This is a genomic window from Cohnella algarum, assembly GCF_016937515.1.
GTDB lineage: Bacteria > Bacillota > Bacilli > Paenibacillales > Paenibacillaceae > Cohnella > Cohnella algarum.
In genome coordinates, this window is record NZ_JAFHKM010000002.1 from 1,295,418 (window position 1) to 1,312,265 (window position 16,848).

Sequence of the window (16,848 nt, forward strand, 5' to 3'; positions counted from 1 at the left end):
CAGCCAGTCGAATACTCGTTATTCGCTGGCTTGTCTTTTATTTTATAACCCCCATTCAAAGGACTGATTGATCCGTGATCGAACTCCGCAACGTATCCAAGACGTATCCCAACGGAACAAAGGGTCTGAACAACATTAATTTGACCTTCGAAAAAGGCGAGTTCATCGTCATCGTCGGGCTGTCCGGCGCCGGCAAGTCGACGCTGCTGCGTTCGATCAACCGGCTGCACGAAATTACGGAAGGCGACATTCTCATCGAAGGCAAGTCGATTACGTCGGCCAAAGGCGCCGCGCTGCGCCGGATTCGCCGCGACATCGGCATGGTGTTTCAGAGCTTCAACCTGGTCAAGCGTTCCTCGGTCATTCGCAACGTTCTGGCCGGACGCGTCGGTTATCATTCCGGCTTCCGTACGCTGTTCGGGTTTCCAAAAGAGGACATCAACCTGGCCCTGCAAGCGCTGGGACGGGTTAATATAGCGGAAAAAGCGTACATCAGGGCCGACCAGCTGTCCGGCGGCCAGCAGCAGCGCGTCGCGATCGCCCGGGTGCTGGCGCAGGAAGCGAAGATCATTCTCGCCGACGAGCCCGTCGCTTCCCTGGACCCGCTGACAACCAAGCAGGTCATGGACGATTTGAAAAAAATCAACCAGGAGCTCGGCATCACGACAATCGTCAACCTCCACTATATCGACCTGGCGCGGGAATACGCGACGCGCATCGTCGGGCTGCGGGCCGGCGAGGTCGTATTCGACGGACCGGTCGCCGAGGCGACGGACGAAAAGTTCGCGGAAATCTACGGCCGTCCGATCCAGGAAGACGAGCTGCTGGGAGAGAGCGCCGTATGAATACCCAAGCGCCCCCTACGCTGCCGAAGCCGCCAAGCAAGCTGAAGCATATCCTGACGGCGGTCATCGTCGTCCTGCTGCTGTGGGCCAGCGCCGTACAGACGGAAACCTCGCTGGGCAAGCTGTACAACGGCTTGCCGAATATGTGGGATCTCATCGAGGAAATGTTCCCGCCGAATTGGGCCTATTTCGACAATATCGCGGGCCCCATGCTCGACACGATCCGCATGGCGATCGCCGGGACCACCTTCGGCGCGATTATCGCCATCCCGTTTTCGATCCTTGCCGCAAGCAACATGATCCGATCGCCGTGGATCTACCAAATTTTCCGGTTTATTCTGAATCTGCTGCGCACGATTCCGGACCTGCTGCTTGCCGCGATATTCGTCGCCATTTTCGGCCTCGGCATCCTGCCCGGCGTTCTCGCCCTGGCCGTGTTTTCGATCGGCCTGATTGCCAAGCTGACCTACGAATCGCTGGAAACGATCGACAACGGGCCGCTCGAGGCGATGACTTCCGTCGGAGCGAGCAAGCTTCAATGGATTTCGTTCGGCGTCGTGCCGCAAATCCTCCCCCACTTCATCTCCTACGTGCTGTACACGTTCGAGATCAACGTGCGGGCGGCGGCCGTGCTCGGCCTCGTCGGGCGGGCGGCATCGGCCTTTTCTACGAGAAGACGCTCGGCTTCCTTGAGTACGACAAGACCAACTCGATCATTCTGCTCACCTTGGCCGCCGTTCTGGTCATCGATTATATAAGTACGAAGCTGCGGGAGAAACTGCTATGAACCGGAACCGATGGAAACGCTGGCTCATTTTTGTCGCCCTTGTGCTGATTTACGTTTGGACATTCTGGGGCATCGAATTCGGCGGAATCAAAGAAACGGCGGGGCAAATCACGCGAGCGATCCTCGAAGGACTTTTCTCGCCGGACTGGGATTACGTCTATTTGCCCGACGGCGAAGACCTGCTCCGGACGATGCTGGAGACGCTGGCCATCGCCGTGCTCGGCACGTTTATTTCCGCCATCCTGTGCATCCCGTTCGCCTTCTGGGCGGCCGCGGGCAAGAACAAGGCGAGGACGCTGTCCGGAACGGGCAAATTCGTCCTCAGCTTCATCCGGACCTTCCCGGAAATCATCATGGCGCTCCTCTTCATCAAAGCGGTCGGTCCCGGGGCGTTCGCCGGCGCGCTGGCGCTCGGCCTGCATTCGATCGGCATGCTCGGCAAGCTGTTTTCCGAAGAGGTGGAAAACATGGACGCCGGACCGACGGAAGCGCTGATCGCGACCGGGGCAAGCCGGCTGCAGGTGCTCTGGTTCGCCGTCATCCCGCAGGTGCTGCCGGGATTTCTGTCCTACACGCTGTACCGTTTCGAGATCAACGTGCGGTCCGCAACGATTCTCGGCGTCATCGGCGCCGGCGGCATCGGCACGCCGCTCATTTTCGCCCTCAGCACCCGGTCCTGGGAACGGGTCGGCATCATTTTGCTCGGCATCATCGTCACCGTTACGGTGATCGACCTCATCTCCGGCTATTTTCGCCGCAAGCTGGCCTGACGCCAATGCGAAAAGGACCGCAGGCTTCATTCGCAAAAGCCTCCTGCGGTCCTTTCTTTTTTGCCGTAAGCGTCAAATAGCCCCCACCTAGCGGCGGGAGCTCAGTTCGACTAATCTGTAGTTACTTTTTACTTAATCGGCACTCAGCCGGTAGCTCGTGCGACCATGGCATGAAGGGTTCGAGCGCGTCGGCATCGAGCGGTCCAGAGATTTGCGGCAACTGCTCGAAGAGGTACTTTAAGTAGTTGAACGGGTGCAGACCATTCTCCTTGGCCGATTCGATCACGCTGTAGATTACCGCGCTAGCCTTCGCGCCGCGAGGCGTGTTGGCGAACAGCCAGTTTTTGCGCCCGATCACGAACGGTTTGATCGACCGCTCGCTCCGATTGTTGTCGAGCTCCAGCCGCCCATCTGACAGGAACGCAGTAAGCTTATCCCACTGATTCAAGCTGTAGGCGATCGCTTGACCGGACAGGCTCTTCGGCAAGGTTTTGGACCGTTGCTCCTTCAGCCATCCATGATAGGCGTTAAGCACCGGCAGGCTTTGCTCCTGCCTCTTCGCCTGTCGCTCTTCAGCGGAGACTTCGGCAAGGTCCCGTTCAATTGCATACAGCTGGTTACAGTAAGCCAGGCCCTGTCCTGCAACGGTTCCCAGCTTCCTCATCTCCGGCGGCCCTGCCTTCAGCGCCTCGTCGTACTTGCGCCGGGCATGTGCCCAACAACCGACGAGCTTCACGTCTGCCACCTTGTGGTACCCAGGGTACCCATCCACATGCAAATAGCCTTTGAATCCGGACAGGAAGTTGCGCGGATGTTCGCTGCCCCGCGTCCGTTGGTATTCGTAGAGTATTGCCGGCGGCACATCACGTCCGGTCCGATATAGCCACAGGTAGGACGTCGCTTCCGCGGACTTGCCTTCTTCGCGCAGCACCTGAAGCGTCGTCTCGTCGGCATGCAGCACTTCTTGCCGCAGCAGATACGCCTTCATGGCAGCAAACAGCGGAGACAGCCATTGCTCCGCACCATACATCATCCAGTTCGCCATCGTCTGGCGAGACAACGTATAGCCAAGACGCGCGAACTGCTGCTCTTGCCGGTACAGGGGCAAGCCATCCACATATTTCTGCGTCATGACGTAGGCCATGCTGGACGGCGAAGCCAAGCTTCCGGGATAGACGGGCCTCGGCATGGGCGCCGTGACGATGGGTGTCTGGATCTCATGACGCTCGCAGTGGCGGCAAGCATAGACTTGACGAATATGCCGCATGACCTTGACCTGCGGGGGCACCAGCGCGATCTCGCTGCGCATCTCAGTCGTCATCTCATGCAGCGAGCCGCCGCAGCAAGCACAGGACTGTTCGCCTTCCTCGAGTTTGTACACGACGGTCTCTACCGGCAGGTCGGAGAAGTCGTCTTCACGCTTGCCCGTCTGTTTGCGGCGCTCGTACGTGATCTTCTCTGTAGGTGGCTCTTGTCCGGCTGGTGTGGCCAGCACTTCGGCTTCGTTGAACAGATTCAGCTCCATCTGGTCCGGATTCGTCTTCTCGCTGGAAGTGCCGAAGCGCTTTTGCTGCGCCAGACGGAACTGTTCCTCGTACCACTTGAGCTTGGCCGATAGCTCGATATTTTGTTGTTCCAGCTTCGCATTTTGTTGCCGAAGCTCTTCGATCTGAGGCGATTCCGCTCGATTTTCCATATGGTATACTTCGGCACGGATGGGGCAACGCCTGCCATAACATATGTCGAATTAAGCAAGGAATAGATTGCTAAATGACCGTAGCGGCGGTCACTTTCGGGTGAGCCTGCCGCTGGCTGAGCGAAAGTCCGTCCAGCAGCCAGCGGAGCTCGCGGGTCGTGACCGTGACCGGATCGCTGTGATCCCTGGGCCACTGGAACGTGCCGCGCTCGAGCCGGCGGTAGAACAGCCAGAAACCGTTGTGCTCCCAATACAAGATCTTTAACTTGTTCCGCTCGCGGTTGCAAAAGACGAACAAGCATGGAGAGAATGGATTCAGTCCGAGCCCCTCTTGGACAAGAGCAGCCAATCCGTCGATGGATTTACGTAAATCCGTGCTGCCACAAGCCAGAAATACCTGACGGCTGGTTAATTCGCTCAGCATATGACCTCCAAAGCCTGCACCACGTCGCGGAGCAAAGCGGGATTGAACCCGGCGTCAACCTCGATGACGGCTGCGCCGATTCGGATGCGAAGGCAAGCCGAAGGTGTGGCTTCCGGCTCGGGAGTAATATGAGCTTTGACGAAGGTGGCTGACTTGACAGCAGCAGGGGATGAACCGCTTAGTCTCTTCATCCATGTATAGAGCCCGCGACGATCCACCTGATTGGCTTTGCACCATCTTGCTGCTTTTTCTCCACTGGAACGGAAAGCGGCAATTCGTTCTTCCCATTTCTTCTGTACGTCTTCTCTGGCCATAAAAAATCCTCCCCCAATTGGACTATGAGGAGGATTATCTCACGGTTATTGCAAGGAACGAAGGTGGGGAGAGTTTGACGCTTACTTTTTGCCGCTCGCCCGTTATGCGGTTCTTCCTGTCCCCTTCTCGACTGCCAAACGGGTTATTCCAGCGGCCAGACTCGGACTGCCCGTTCTTCGGACGTCCCCGGTTCTCATTTAACCCCAAGCCGCATCCGGTACCCGAACATGACGTCCAGCGTTCGTCCTTGGAAATAGTTTTCAACCTTGGTCTTGAACGCTTGAATCTCACCTTCCAGCTCCGTCGCCCCAAGCTTGAGCGCCGTTTGTACCCCGCCCTGGCTGAGCGCAAGTCCGATATAACGGTCGGCGTCGCACCGTTCCACGTTGTGAAACACCGCTTCTTTCGCAAATCGAAACTGCCCGCTTGCCTTCAAGTTCGCCAGATGCTGCTCCTTGTCCCGCTTCACCGCTCGTTCCGCTTCCGGCACCCGCCTCGCGATCGTTTCGTCCGCCAGCCGGATCAGCTTCCCGTAGCCGCTCTCCGCTTCCCAGCCGGCCTGGGGCGGCCAATCGCAATCGTAAGCGGCGAACACGCCGCCCGGGCGCAGCACGCGGCCGATTTCCTTTAACGTGCTGTCGGGATCCATCCAATGAAACGATTGCGAGCAGGTGACGATCTCCGCCGATTCGGAAGCGATATCCAGCCGGTTCGAATACCCGCGAACAAACGAAATCCGGCTTGCGGCATCCGCGCTCAGCAGCGCTTGCTTCTCCCTCGCCTTGGCGATCATGTCCTCGTTCGGTTCGACCCCGACGATCCGGTCGGCCGCATCCGTCCATACAAAGGTGGACAGTCCGGTTCCGCAGCCGATATCGACGACAAGCGACGGTCTGCCGCCCAGGTAGCCGGTAAGCAGATTTACGACTTGGGCCGGCGCTTGCGGGCGATGGGCGTCATACAAGCTTCCGTAGCCGTTAAACCGATCGACATTGCTTTTCAAATTGCCTTCCGGAATCATCCGACTCCTCCTGTCTTGGGGCGGCTCGGCGGCCATCCGATCTTTTCCTCTATTATACACAAGAAAGAGGCCTGACGGCGTCCTTAGGATGGCACAACTCCCGAGGATCATGATTGTTAGCAGCGCTCAGGAGTGCGATCATGGCCGAGATGAGTAATGGTTACTCAAGTGAGTACGGACATTTGCGCACGTTCGGTCCAGATGAGTAATGGTTACTCAAGCGAGTGCGGCCTCACGCATACAGCCGGTCCAGATGAGTAATTTCTACTCAATTGAGTGCGTTCGCATGCGCATGGCGGGTGGAGTTGAGTCACCTCCGCCCAAAGCCTGCCCCGTCGATCAGCTTTCCGAAGCTACCGTGAAGCGTTCGTTGACGTGCTGCGGATTTTCGATCTCGTCCACGACCGCCACCGCGTAATCTTCGTAGCTTACGTAGCTCTTGCCCTGCGAGTTGACCAGCAAATGGTCCTTGCCTTTCAAATAGGAACCCGTTCTCTTGCCCAAAGCGATTTCCGCCGACGGGCTCAAGAACGTCCATTTGACGCCGTTGGACGCCTCGAGAATGCTCAAAGCTTTGCCTTGCGCCCGGGCGAGCGGCTTGAACATTTCCGGAAAATCCGGCGTGTCGACGACGCGCTGCGTTTTTTCCGGATCGACGAACAGGCTGCCGGCGCCGCCGACCATGATCAAGCGCGCGTCCGTGCCTTTCAGGGCGTCGATCAGCACGTTCGTCACATCGGCGTGCAGATCGACATTGTCGAACACCCCGTAAGCGCTCACGACAACATCATATCCCGCCACATCGGCCGCCTTCAAGTCCAGCACATCCTTTACCACGACGGCGGACGCGCGGGACGGCGCTTTCGAAGCATCGCGGACAAACGCGGTCACCTCGTGCCCGCGGCTTGCCGCTTCCTCCAGAATGCGGCTGCCCGCTTTGCCGTTGGCTCCGATAACTGCGATTTTCATGAGAGTTCTACCTCCGCCAGTGAAATTGTTTTTTCATTCGTAAACAACTAACCTGTAACCATAATAGTTACATATGAGAGGGATGTCAACCGGAGATAACAATTTTGAAAAAGAACGATTCTTGAAAGCTTGAGCAGCGTTCTTGAGCTTACTCTTACCGCCCGATCGCGATGAATCCTGCAATGGTGCAGGTTTTTTTCAATGAACGAGCCGCCGGCCGTAGACTTGGCCAACCATGCCCGTCCATCAATGCCCCCGGAACGAAAAAAATCCCGCAACCCAAACCGACGGGCGATTCGGGCTTGCGGGACGCTTATCCGCTTCAGAGAGATGCCTGCGGATGGCCGCCGTCGTCCGCGGCGTCGCGATTTCGCATTTCATGCAGCATCATGCCGATATGAAGCTGAAGCCGATCCTTGCTGTTGTCGGCGCTCAGCTCCAGCAGCTCGTACGCTCGCTCCAGCCGGTACATGATCGTGTTGTAGTGCGCGAACATCGCTTCCGCGGTTAGCCTGGCATTTTCGTTATTGCGAAAATAGCACTTCAACGTTTTGACCAGCAGCGTATGGTGCTTGCGGTCGTACTCGATAAGCGGCTCCACGATGCGGTCCATGAATTCCTTGATTTCCTCCGATTCGGGAAGCAGGTACAACAGCTGGTAGACGCCCAGCTGCTTATAACGGATTTGCGGATCGCGAATGCCGCAAACGGAGCTGATGTAATGGATTTTGCGCGCCTGGTCGCAGCTTCGGTACACCTCCTCCGGACGTTCGACCGAATCGCCGACGCAGAGCGACAGTTCCGATTTCAGCTCCGTATGAAAGCCGGCCTCCAGTTCGCGGACGATCCGGTCCAACTGCCCCTGCAGCTTCGCCCCTTTCTCTCGGGCCGCAAGGAACACCAGCTGCCCGTCCAGCAGCGTGACGTAAAGGCCTTCCCGCTCCGGCACCGTCCGGCGGAATTGCTTCGCGGCTTTTTGCAGCTGTCGAACGTCCACGGTCCGATCCAGCCACCGGACGGCGATCGCGCTGTAGCTTTGTCCGTCCGCGATTTTGCAGCCGCACGCTTCGGCCCTCGACATCAAATCCTGAACGGCCACGATTCGCCCGGTCAACCAATCGCTCAAAAACTGGTCGACGTATTTATACTCGACCTCGCGCCGCGCATGCAGGTTGGCCATTTCCAGGCTGACAAGAACCCCGACGCGATCGAGCGTCAACCGGTCGGCCATGCTCAGCTCCTGATTCCATTCGAGCAGCAGCAGGCTGCAGGCGTCCGAACGGCTGTCCGCGGCGGAAATGTAAACCCGGATCTTGCGCGAACCGACGGTCATGTAATTGACGCCCAGCTGAATCTCCTGGCACAGCCGCGCCCACTCCGGCGAATCGCTCCGCCACGGGAACAGTCCGGCCGCACGCGGCGAAAAATAAAGTTCGTTCGCCCCGTCCAGCAGCACGACCGGATTGTGCAGCATTTCGTCCAGCTCGCGCAAAAAATCGTCGATGCCGCCGCCGTACAGCAGCTGCTCCGACATTTTTTGAAACCGGTTCTGGAGCAGCGAAAGCTGTCTCGCCTCCTGCACGAGCACCCGTTCCATCACTTCGCGGACGACGTCCGAAAACGACGTCGAAAGCGGGAGCTCGATGATCGGAAAGTCGAACTGTTCCGCCATCCCCAGCACCCGCTCCGGAATCCGGTCGATATAACGCTTCGTTTTGATGCCGAGAGCCGCGACCCCCCGCTCGGCGAGCTGGGGAATCATATCGGCGATCTGCTCCGGCCGGTCGCGAAACGGAAATCCGCTTGTGACCAGAAATTCGCCGGAGCGGACCCAGTCGATGACGTCCGGCACCTCCATGACGTTCACGCGGTTGATCGCGCGATCCATCCCTTTATGCCCGGCCAGCACGACGGCGTGCTGCAGATGGGGATGAGCAGGAGGTCCCGGCACGTAAACGTCAGGTTTTCGTTAATCATGCGCCGTCCGGCTTCGGATAGTCCGAACTGACGATTTCGGTGTTGAAGAAGGAGTTCGCCGGAACGTTCGGCTCGACCGGCAGAAAGATGCTGATCTGCTCGCTCGGCGCATCGCCGGCGTTCGCGACGGAATGGACGACCCCCGCCGGCACGAGAAACGTGTCTCCCGCCCCGTAATCCTTCCACGTCCCGTTGCACAGCAGCTTCACTTTGCCGGCCGTCACGTGGATGATTTCCGCCACATCGTGAAAGTGGGGAAGCACGGCTCCGCCGACGCCGATTTTCTCCCACAAAATCGAGCTGGACCGGATCCCCAGCGCATCCGCGTCCGCCGCGCTGCAAATTTCTTTATGGTACAGATGCACGTGATTGGGCATCAATTCCCATGTCATGTCCTTGTTTTCGAGTACCTTCGTTTCGGCCGTTTGCGTCTGGTTCATGTTCGTCGTCTCCCCGTTCGGATGATGGATGATGCATGATGAATGGAAAAAGCGCTATGCGCCATAAAAGCAAGAAGACCTTCAGTTCGTGTTTCGCCTGAAAATGACCGCGACCGGCCCGCCGCCCGGCGGCCCCTGATGCTCGGCTCCGCCGGACACGTAAATCATCGGGTCGCCGCACAGGGAGGCCAGCACCGCCCCCACCGCCGCGCGGGCATGGCGGGTATGGTTGATGTCCGAGTCGTTCAGCATCGTATGCCGCCGGCCGCGGATCAAGCCCGACGGATCGGCTTCGGCCTTCGCGAGCACCTGCACGACCTCGGCCGACGCGTTCTCCCGCAGCAGCGACAGCAGCGAAGCCCCGTCGATCGCGTCCTTCATGACGCCGTGGCTCATATACAAGTCTCCGGCCGCCTCGGCGGAATTGCCGAACACGATCACTTCGCAGCAGGCCAGCTCGCTGCCGGCCGATGTCGAAGCGACGCCGCTGTATTTGCTCCAGTCCGCGCAGACGTCGGCTTCCCCGACCTCCCCTTCGCCGAGCTCGCCGAGCGCGATCGCCGCCCCGAGCGCGGAGGCGCCGCGGGAATAGCCCATCGATTTGTACGTATCGTCGACGATCGGCTCGACGCCGCGGCTTCGCGCGTCCAGCATGCCCGCGGCCGTCAGCAGCGGACATTTGATCTGCACGAAATGCACGTCCGCGGCATCCGCGATTCGCGCGTCGGCCATCGCTTTCCGCACCGCGCTCGCCACCTCGCGGATTTGCGCCTCGCGCCCGAGCTCCTCGGGCCGAAAATCCCGGGTGTGAACGACGCCGACCGCCAGCGATTTCGTTCCGTCCGCCGCGGCCTCTTCCCCGGCGGAGCGAACGGACCGGCTGATGACCGTATGATGCGGCGCCAGCACGCCCTCGGTGCCGCCCGACATGATATAGGAAATGCTGCCCGCCGCTTCCTCCCCTACGTAGCCGGAGAAGAAGCTCTTTAGCGTCCGAACCGCATATCCGCGGGTAAAATCGTTGACGCAGCCGTTGCCCTCCGTTTTGCCGAGCACGGCGATCACCCGCGAGGGGACGATGTCCCCTTGATCGATCAACCGTTTCAGTTCGGACGTATCGTCCGGCGAAGCGATCGGTACTTTAACGACGGATATGTTCATGCCGCTTCATCCACCTTTTGCCAGAAAATCAATTTTTTCTCGAGCCAGGACAGAATCCCGAACAGGATGAGCCCGCAAACGGCTGCCGCGGCGATCGCCGAGAACATGACCGGCGTGTCCAGATGGTAGGACGACACCAGCACCATGTAGCCGAGCCCTTTGCTTGCACCGACGAATTCGCCGACGATCGCGCCGACGATGGCGAGCGAGCTGGAAATTTTGAGCGCGGACATGACGTAAGGCAGACTGTTCGGCAGGCGCAGCTTCCAGAAAATTTCCCAGCGGCTGCCCTTGTATGCGGTGAAGAGCTCCCAGGCTTCGTGCTCCACCGCTTTCAGCCCTTTGACGCTGTTGACCAGAATAGGGAAAAAGCAAATGATCATCGAAGCGGCGACCTTGGACCAATATCCCGTGCCGAGCCAGATGACGAGCAGCGGAGCGAGCGCGACGACCGGCGTCGTCTTAAGCGCGATCGCCAGCGGGAACATCCCCTTTTCAACCGGACGCGAATGGACGAAAATGACGGCCGTCACGAAGCCGAGAACGTTGGCGAGCAGAAAGCCGAGCAAAGCCTCGAACATCGTCACCCCCATGTTGCTCAGCAGATCGGCGCCAATCACCTGCACGACATCGCTCGGCGCCGGCAGTAAATACAGCGGCAAATCGAAAATCAAAACCGCGGCTTCCCACAGAATAAGAAGGCCGAGAGCGTAGACGACGGGATACATGATGTCTTTCGCTTTTGCGCTCATTGATCCTTGACCCGCTTTCTCAATTCTTTGACCGTCTGGATGAATTCCGGCAGCTCTTCCATTTCCACTTCGCGCGGATGCGAAAGCGGAACGGCAAGGATGTCTTCCACCCGCGCCGGGCGTTTGGACATCATCACGATCCGGTCGGACATGATCACGGATTCCTGAATCGAGTGCGTCACCATGACGACGGTCTGCAGACTGCTGTCCGGATTTTTCCACAGGCGGAGCAGCTCGAAATTAAGCTTTTCCCGCGTGAATTCGTCGAGCGCGCCGAACGGTTCGTCCATGAGCAGCACCGAAGGCTCCGCCGCCAGCGCCCGGGCGATGGCGATCCGCTGCTGCATCCCTCCGCTGAGCTGTCCCGGGAAGTGCCGGCGGAAATCGGCCAGCCCGACCAGCTCCAGCGCCTGTTCCGCCTTCGCCCGGCGTTCGGCCTTGCCCATTTTCGCCATCGGGCCGATGCTGAGCGGAACCTCGATGTTCTGAATCGCGGTCAGCCAGGGCATGAGCACCGGTTTTTGAAACACGATGCCGATCTCGTCCGGATTGCCGTGATGAACGATCTTCCCGCCGGCGTCCGGCTTGAGCAGCCCGAGCAGCAGCCGGAGCAGCGTCGATTTGCCGCAGCCGCTCGGCCCCAGGATCGAAAGAAATTCCCCTTGGAAAATATCGAGCTCCACGCGATTCAGCACCCGGACGTCGCCGAACGTAAGCGAACAATCGCGGATGGATATGGCCGGCTTCCGGGAAGCCGCGTCCGGGCCCCCGCTCTTTTCCGTTTCCGCCAAGCCGAGTGTCGTCATGGCCTGCACCCTCTTTCTGGCTTTTATTGAATGAACTCGTTCGTAAAGGCGGCTGGCAAGTCCTGCTCTTCTTTCAAGAAGCCGACGTCCAGCAGGCTCGTTTGCAGCGCGCTCCATTCGGACTCTTCCATTTGGCCCAGCGGCGCTTTGTCCGCTTCAAGCAGCGGAATGCTGGCGTTCATCATCGCGGTTTCATGCTCCAGATTGAGGCCGTCGCCGTATTTGACCGTCACTTCGGCCGCTTCGTCCGGATGGTCGATCGCGTACTGCCAGCCCTTCATCGAAGCCTGCACGAAGCCTTTGACCGTCTCCGGATCGTTTTCGATCATTTTTTCGGTCGTAAACAGCGTATCCGCGTAAAAATCGATGCCGTAGTCGGACGGCGCGATCACGTTGACTTCATGCCCCTGCTCCTGCGCGGCGATCACTTCGTTGATGACGTAGCCCGGCCATGCTTTGACTTGCCCCGTCAGCAGCGGGCTCAGATCGAATTTGACCGGCATTTCCTCGATGGCTCCGTCTTCGATGCCCGCCTTTTGCGCCATGGCGCGATACGTAAGCTCCTCGTTCCCGCCGAGCTTGACGCCGATTTTTTGGCCGACCAGGTCTTCCATCGTCGCAAGACCCGATTCTTTCAACGTAAACAGGACGAAAGGAGAGGAACGATAAATGACCGACAAAGCGACGACCGGCGCGCCCTTCTCGCGGGACAGCAAAATCTGGTCGGCGCCGGTGACGCCGAAGTCCTCGCTGCCGGACGACACCATTTGCACCGACGGGAAGTCCGAACCGCCCGGACGAATTTCGACGTCCAGCCCCGCTTCCTCGTAATATCCCTTTTCCTTGGCGATATAAAACCCGGCGAACTGGGCCTGGTTGATCCATTTCAGGCGAAGCACGACTTTTTTCAGCTCTTTTTCCCCCGCGTCCGTTCCCGCCGCGCCGTCCGCGCCGGCATCGGAATCCGACTTTCCGCAAGCGGCGGCGACGAGCATGACCGCCATCAACAACACGAACATCGATTTCCATTTGCGCATCGTATCCACTCTCCTCCGTTGTTCCCGGTGTGTGCTCTTTTGAGATGTGTTACATTATATCACAATGATTTCTCGATTATATTATAAAAACTCCAAATATAAATCCTATTTCTTTGTTTATAAATACAAAACACTTCAAAAATCTCAATAAACCTTACATTTTGAGGTATATTTTCGCCGACTCCTCCCCAACTTCGCAACCTGTCATGTAAAGTATTCAACCCCGTCTCCGCCCCCATTCGAACGCCCGCCCCCAAGCCCTTCCTCCACCATTCGACAACAATTGACAGGAACGCCGGGCCGTTGTCTAATGAGAGGACAGGCACACGTTCAGGAGGCTCCTTTTATGACGATCAGGTCAAAGCTCGCCCTGTTCATTTCGATATTGATCGCCGTTATTTTAATGTTGAATATTTGGCTCTACTACTACTCCACCAAAAACCAGATGCAGCGGGATGCGGAAAATCAAATGAACGCCGTCGCCAGGCAGGTCGGGGCGACGATGGAAGCGATGCAGCAATCGCGCAGACTTATCGAAGAAACGCTGGGGGAACGGCTCCGCATCGCGGCAATCGCGGCAGCGAACCGCCTCGGCCCGGAATATCGCCATGTCGAGAACGATCAATTGGCCGAGCTAAGCCGGGAGCTGGGCGTCGATCACATTACGCTTTGGCGAAAAACGGAGGACGACATCGTCGTCGTCCGATCGTCCGACCCGAAGGAAATCGGGCTCAGTTCCAAAAACATGGATTACTGGTACGACGCGTTCGTCCAGCTTTTCGAACAGGGGAACGTGACGATTCCGCAAGGGCAGAAGCTGGACCGTTTCTGGTCCGGGCCGATCAACTTTGCCAGCTCCGATCCGGAACGCATCAACAAATGGGGATACTATTACGACGGAACGACCGATTATATGATCAACCCCTTCATTCACGCGGAAGTATTCGTCAATTTCGAGAGGGACCTCGGCACGGACTCCATCGTCCAAAAATTGCTGGACAGCAACCCCGATTTGTTGGAAATCACCGGCTTCGACCCCGAATTTTTCGGCAAACCGCCGATCATTAAATACAAGCAAGGCCAGCCTGTGCGCAACCTGGACGTCCGGGACATCGTTTTCGGCACGTACAGCTATGTCAACCAGACGGAAAAAGACGCGGCCCTTGTCGGCCAAGCCGCGAGGACCGGCGAGATGGTAACGGTGCCGGACCGCCTGAACGGCACGAACGTCATCCGCAGCTTCATCCCGATTCAAGGGGATAAAACCTACGTATACGGAGTGACGTTCAACCGGAATTCGATCGACGAGACCCTCAATCGGCAGATGCTGATCCTGACGCTGATCTCCGTCGCGCTGATCGCGCTTTCGATCGTCGCCAGCTACCTGTTGTCGGGGTTATGATTCGTTCGCTTCATCGGATCGTGACCAAGGTCAACGAGATCGCGGGCGGCATCTTCGGGCAAAAGCTGTCCGTACGCAGCAAGGACGAGCTCGGCCTGCTCGCGTCGCGCGTCAATACGATGGAGGACAACTTGCAGTATTACATGTCCGGCCTCAAAAACACCGCCGCCGAACTAAGCGATACGAAGCAATATCTCGAATCGCTGGTCAATCACACGTCGGACGCGATTCACGTCGCCGATTTGCAGGGACGCGTGACGCAGGTCAATCATGCTTTCGAGGGGATGTACGGCTGGAGCGAGGCCGAGGTGCTGGGACGGCCGCTCGACAATATTCCTCCGGACCAGGTTCGGGATTGGGAGGACATTCGGCGAACCGTTCTGGAGGGGGGAGCGGTTACCGACCGCGAAACGGTGCGCTATGCGAAGGACGGCACCCCGATCGACCTGAGCATTACGGTGTCTTCGATCCGGAACGAACAGGGGGAGATTGTCGCGATCGCCACCATCTCCCGCAACATTACGAACCGGAAGCAAACGGAGGAAATGCTGCGCAGGTCGGAAAAGCTGTCCGTCGTCGGCCAGCTTGCCGCAGGCATCGCGCACGAAATCCGCAATCCGCTTACGACGCTCATCGGGTTCGTGCAGCTGCAGCAAAAGAAGGGCTCCTTGCCCGGGGTTTACCTGGACGTCATGCTGTCGGAGCTGGACCGGATCAACTACATCGTCAGCGAGCTGCTCTTCCTCGCCAAGCCGCAAGCGTCCGTTATGGAAATGGCGAACGTGGCCGATATTTTGGGGGACATTTCGCTGCTGCTGGAATCCCAGGCCCGCATCAGCAACGTTCGGATCGTCACGAATATTCCGGCAAACCTGCCGAAGGTAAAGTGCGCGATCAACCAGTTGAAGCAGGTATTCGTAAACGTGATCAAAAACGGCATCGAAGCGATGCCGGACGGAGGCACTTTGCGAATCGAGGCGGAGACGTTGGAGGATAGCGGAGGCCTTCTGCTCCGCGTTTGCGACAACGGGTGCGGCATTCCGGAGGAAACGCTGTCCCGGCTGGGAGAACCGTTCTATTCGACCAAGCCGACAGGCAACGGCCTCGGCGTCATGGTTTCCCAGCAGATCATCGCCAACCATAAAGGAACGATCGATTTCCGCAGCGCTCCGGGAGAAGGGACGACCGTGGAAATCCGCCTCCCTTCCCGCGACGATTCGGACAGTCCCGACTTCGCTACAGCTTGAATGCGGCTTCGATTTCCCGAATCCGTTCATCGTCGATCGCCATGATCGTGCCCAGCGATTCCGCGGCAATGACCGCTTTGGCGCTGTATTCGGCGACCTCGAGCCGGTCGAAGGCGTTCAGCAGGCTTTGCCCCGCGACGATCAGGCAATCGTTCTCCGCGATGGCGATCGGCGTGTCCGGAGCGAAAATCCGCGCGGTCTCCTCCGGGGTCCGGAAGGTCGCGCCGAACGCAAGACGCGGCATGCCTCGCAGCAAAATGGGGCCAAGTTCGGAATTTGCCGCACGATGCTGAACGCGACCAGCGCCGGTGAATACCCCTTCATCTTTTCGGCCGTTCTTCGCCCCGCAAAAACGGTTTGTTCGCATAGTAATACATAACCCCCATAAACACGCTTCCGCCGACGACGTTCCCCAGCGTCACGGGGATGAGATTGCGGATGGCCCCTGCCGCCGTGACGGTCTCCGGGCGATCCAGAGTCAGCGAGACGGCGAAAATCGCCATATTGGCGACGCTATGTTCGTAGCCGGAAACAAAGAAGCAAAAAACGCACAGCATCATCGCAAACATTTTAGCGCCGTCTCCGCGCATCCTCATCGGCAGAAAAAAGGCGAGGCAGACGAGCCAGTTGCACAAAATCCCGCGAAAAAAAAGCTCCGCTACCGGGGCCGCCGCCTTATGCTCCGCAACCTCCAGCAAAAACCCGCTCGCGGAACGATCGGCAAACAGGCCGGCCAACGCGACGAGCGAGGCAAGCGCGCAGGCTCCAAGCGCGTTTCCGGCATAGGTCGCCGCCCAGAGCTTGCCAACCTCGCCCCAGCCGAGTTTTTTCCGCAGCGCTGCAAAAGCCAGATAAAAGGTGTTGCCGGTAAACAGATCCGCCCCGCCGTAAGAAATAAGCACGATTGCGGCTCCGAACGTCAGCGCGGCGGCGGGGTAAGCGAGCGGAGAGCCGGCCTCGTTAAAATAGTTGCCCGTTTTGAACGCCGCGATGACGCCGATGCCGACGAACATGCCGGCCAACGCGGAACGGGCGGCGTAACGGACGCGACTCTGCCCGTACACGCCGCTTTTTTTCATCGCCAGCTTCTCTACCTGCTTCAGCGCTTCGATTTCCATGCCGTCGCCCCCTTGCGACCGATTTTCCCGGGCGCGGTTCGCGCGCATCGATCGCCCCGCCGCGCCCCGCGACGCAAGACC

The 16,848-nt window shown here is 58.6% G+C and carries 17 protein-coding genes and 1 pseudogene; 5 read left to right on the plus strand and 13 right to left on the minus strand.

The window, feature by feature from the left end:
- The first annotated feature begins 74 nt into the window (after positions 1-74).
- The 3 genes and pseudogenes from phnC to phnE (JW799_RS05830) all read left to right on the plus strand — a co-directional run bounded on the left by phnC (position 75) and on the right by phnE (JW799_RS05830) (position 2,402).
- Positions 75-845, plus strand: coding sequence for a phosphonate ABC transporter ATP-binding protein (gene phnC / locus JW799_RS05820; RefSeq protein WP_080832714.1), 771 nt, complete (start codon positions 75-77; stop codon positions 843-845).
- Positions 842-1,632, plus strand: a pseudogene (phnE, locus tag JW799_RS05825) (phosphonate ABC transporter, permease protein PhnE). The gene phnC and the pseudogene phnE (JW799_RS05825) overlap by 4 nt, the downstream one beginning before the upstream one ends.
- On the plus strand, positions 1,629-2,402 hold the full coding sequence (gene phnE / locus JW799_RS05830) for a phosphonate ABC transporter, permease protein PhnE (protein WP_080832716.1): 774 nt from the start codon (positions 1,629-1,631) through the stop codon (positions 2,400-2,402). Before phnE (JW799_RS05825) ends, phnE (JW799_RS05830) begins: the two are co-directional and overlap by 4 nt.
- Before the next feature lie 121 nt (positions 2,403-2,523).
- On the opposite strand, the gene tnpC is transcribed toward phnE (JW799_RS05830), so the two are convergent.
- The 11 genes from tnpC to JW799_RS05885 all read right to left on the minus strand — a co-directional run bounded on the left by tnpC (position 2,524) and on the right by JW799_RS05885 (position 13,000).
- Complete coding sequence (gene tnpC / locus JW799_RS05835) at positions 2,524-4,098, minus strand: IS66 family transposase (RefSeq protein ID WP_205429031.1); 1,575 nt, start codon at positions 4,096-4,098, stop codon at positions 2,524-2,526.
- A gap of 70 nt (positions 4,099-4,168) precedes the next feature.
- Complete coding sequence (gene tnpB, locus JW799_RS05840; protein ID WP_028598474.1) at positions 4,169-4,522, minus strand: IS66 family insertion sequence element accessory protein TnpB; 354 nt, start codon at positions 4,520-4,522, stop codon at positions 4,169-4,171.
- Positions 4,516-4,836: an IS66 family insertion sequence element accessory protein TnpA gene (gene tnpA / locus JW799_RS05845; RefSeq protein WP_080836822.1), complete on the minus strand. Its 321-nt coding sequence runs from the start codon at positions 4,834-4,836 to the stop codon at positions 4,516-4,518. Before tnpA ends, tnpB begins: the two co-directional genes overlap by 7 nt.
- Before the next feature lie 194 nt (positions 4,837-5,030).
- Complete coding sequence (locus tag JW799_RS05850; protein WP_080832717.1) at positions 5,031-5,858, minus strand: class I SAM-dependent methyltransferase; 828 nt, start codon at positions 5,856-5,858, stop codon at positions 5,031-5,033.
- A gap of 339 nt (positions 5,859-6,197) precedes the next feature.
- Entirely contained in the window at positions 6,198-6,827 is a 630-nt protein-coding gene (locus JW799_RS05855; protein WP_205429032.1) for an NAD(P)-dependent oxidoreductase, read from the minus strand.
- Positions 6,828-7,149: 322 nt separating this feature from the next.
- Positions 7,150-8,778: a PucR family transcriptional regulator gene (locus tag JW799_RS05860; protein WP_338026226.1), complete on the minus strand. Its 1,629-nt coding sequence runs from the start codon at positions 8,776-8,778 to the stop codon at positions 7,150-7,152.
- Between the two features lie 22 nt (positions 8,779-8,800).
- Positions 8,801-9,244 (minus strand): cupin domain-containing protein, encoded by a 444-nt coding sequence (locus tag JW799_RS05865; protein WP_080832720.1) that lies wholly within the window; start codon positions 9,242-9,244, stop codon positions 8,801-8,803.
- Positions 9,245-9,325: 81 nt separating this feature from the next.
- The gene (gene atzD, locus JW799_RS05870) at positions 9,326-10,405 is read right to left on the minus strand and encodes a cyanuric acid amidohydrolase (protein WP_205429033.1); all 1,080 of its coding nucleotides are present in this window, start codon (positions 10,403-10,405) and stop codon (positions 9,326-9,328) included.
- Complete coding sequence (locus JW799_RS05875; protein ID WP_205429034.1) at positions 10,402-11,157, minus strand: ABC transporter permease; 756 nt, start codon at positions 11,155-11,157, stop codon at positions 10,402-10,404. The genes atzD and JW799_RS05875 overlap by 4 nt, the downstream gene beginning before the upstream one ends.
- The gene (locus JW799_RS05880) at positions 11,154-11,963 is read right to left on the minus strand and encodes an ABC transporter ATP-binding protein (RefSeq protein ID WP_205429036.1); all 810 of its coding nucleotides are present in this window, start codon (positions 11,961-11,963) and stop codon (positions 11,154-11,156) included. The genes JW799_RS05875 and JW799_RS05880 overlap by 4 nt, the downstream gene beginning before the upstream one ends.
- Positions 11,964-11,986: 23 nt before the next feature.
- Positions 11,987-13,000: an ABC transporter substrate-binding protein gene (locus JW799_RS05885; RefSeq protein ID WP_205429038.1), complete on the minus strand. Its 1,014-nt coding sequence runs from the start codon at positions 12,998-13,000 to the stop codon at positions 11,987-11,989.
- A 346-nt stretch (positions 13,001-13,346) separates the two neighbouring features.
- Here JW799_RS05885 and JW799_RS28345 point away from each other — a divergent pair, with 346 nt between their 5' ends.
- Both JW799_RS28345 and JW799_RS28350 read left to right on the plus strand, forming a co-directional pair.
- Complete coding sequence (locus tag JW799_RS28345; RefSeq protein ID WP_240353160.1) at positions 13,347-14,402, plus strand: hypothetical protein; 1,056 nt, start codon at positions 13,347-13,349, stop codon at positions 14,400-14,402.
- Entirely contained in the window at positions 14,399-15,649 is a 1,251-nt protein-coding gene (locus JW799_RS28350) for an ATP-binding protein (protein ID WP_240353161.1), read from the plus strand. Before JW799_RS28345 ends, JW799_RS28350 begins: the two co-directional genes overlap by 4 nt.
- Here the strand turns inward: JW799_RS28350 and JW799_RS05895 are convergent.
- Together JW799_RS05895 and JW799_RS05900 are read right to left on the minus strand one after the other, a co-directional pair.
- Positions 15,639-15,893, minus strand: a complete 255-nt coding sequence (locus tag JW799_RS05895; RefSeq protein ID WP_205429039.1) for a hypothetical protein — start codon at positions 15,891-15,893, stop codon at positions 15,639-15,641. The two genes, JW799_RS28350 and JW799_RS05895, sit on opposite strands and share 11 nt — an antisense overlap.
- A 76-nt stretch (positions 15,894-15,969) precedes the next feature.
- Complete coding sequence (locus tag JW799_RS05900; protein WP_205429040.1) at positions 15,970-16,767, minus strand: formate/nitrite transporter family protein; 798 nt, start codon at positions 16,765-16,767, stop codon at positions 15,970-15,972.
- Positions 16,768-16,848 lie beyond the last annotated feature (81 nt).

Coding starts and splice junctions, on each gene's coding strand:
- JW799_RS05900 (WP_205429040.1), bottom strand. CDS start 16,767: ATGGAAATCGAAGCGCTGAAGCAGGTAGAGAAGCTGGCGATGAAAAAA.
- JW799_RS28345 (WP_240353160.1), top strand. CDS start 13,347: ATGACGATCAGGTCAAAGCTCGCCCTGTTCATTTCGATATTGATCGCC.
- JW799_RS05895 (WP_205429039.1), bottom strand. CDS start 15,893: ATGCCGCGTCTTGCGTTCGGCGCGACCTTCCGGACCCCGGAGGAGACC.
- tnpB (WP_028598474.1), bottom strand. CDS start 4,522: ATGCTGAGCGAATTAACCAGCCGTCAGGTATTTCTGGCTTGTGGCAGC.
- JW799_RS05865 (WP_080832720.1), bottom strand. CDS start 9,244: ATGAACCAGACGCAAACGGCCGAAACGAAGGTACTCGAAAACAAGGAC.
- JW799_RS05880 (WP_205429036.1), bottom strand. CDS start 11,963: ATGACGACACTCGGCTTGGCGGAAACGGAAAAGAGCGGGGGCCCGGAC.
- JW799_RS05855 (WP_205429032.1), bottom strand. CDS start 6,827: ATGAAAATCGCAGTTATCGGAGCCAACGGCAAAGCGGGCAGCCGCATT.
- JW799_RS05875 (WP_205429034.1), bottom strand. CDS start 11,157: ATGAGCGCAAAAGCGAAAGACATCATGTATCCCGTCGTCTACGCTCTC.
- JW799_RS05850 (WP_080832717.1), bottom strand. CDS start 5,858: ATGATTCCGGAAGGCAATTTGAAAAGCAATGTCGATCGGTTTAACGGC.
- tnpC (WP_205429031.1), bottom strand. CDS start 4,098: ATGGAAAATCGAGCGGAATCGCCTCAGATCGAAGAGCTTCGGCAACAA.
- JW799_RS28350 (WP_240353161.1), top strand. CDS start 14,399: ATGATTCGTTCGCTTCATCGGATCGTGACCAAGGTCAACGAGATCGCG.
- phnE (WP_080832716.1), top strand. CDS start 1,629: ATGAACCGGAACCGATGGAAACGCTGGCTCATTTTTGTCGCCCTTGTG.
- JW799_RS05885 (WP_205429038.1), bottom strand. CDS start 13,000: ATGCGCAAATGGAAATCGATGTTCGTGTTGTTGATGGCGGTCATGCTC.
- atzD (WP_205429033.1), bottom strand. CDS start 10,405: ATGAACATATCCGTCGTTAAAGTACCGATCGCTTCGCCGGACGATACG.
- tnpA (WP_080836822.1), bottom strand. CDS start 4,836: ATGGCCAGAGAAGACGTACAGAAGAAATGGGAAGAACGAATTGCCGCT.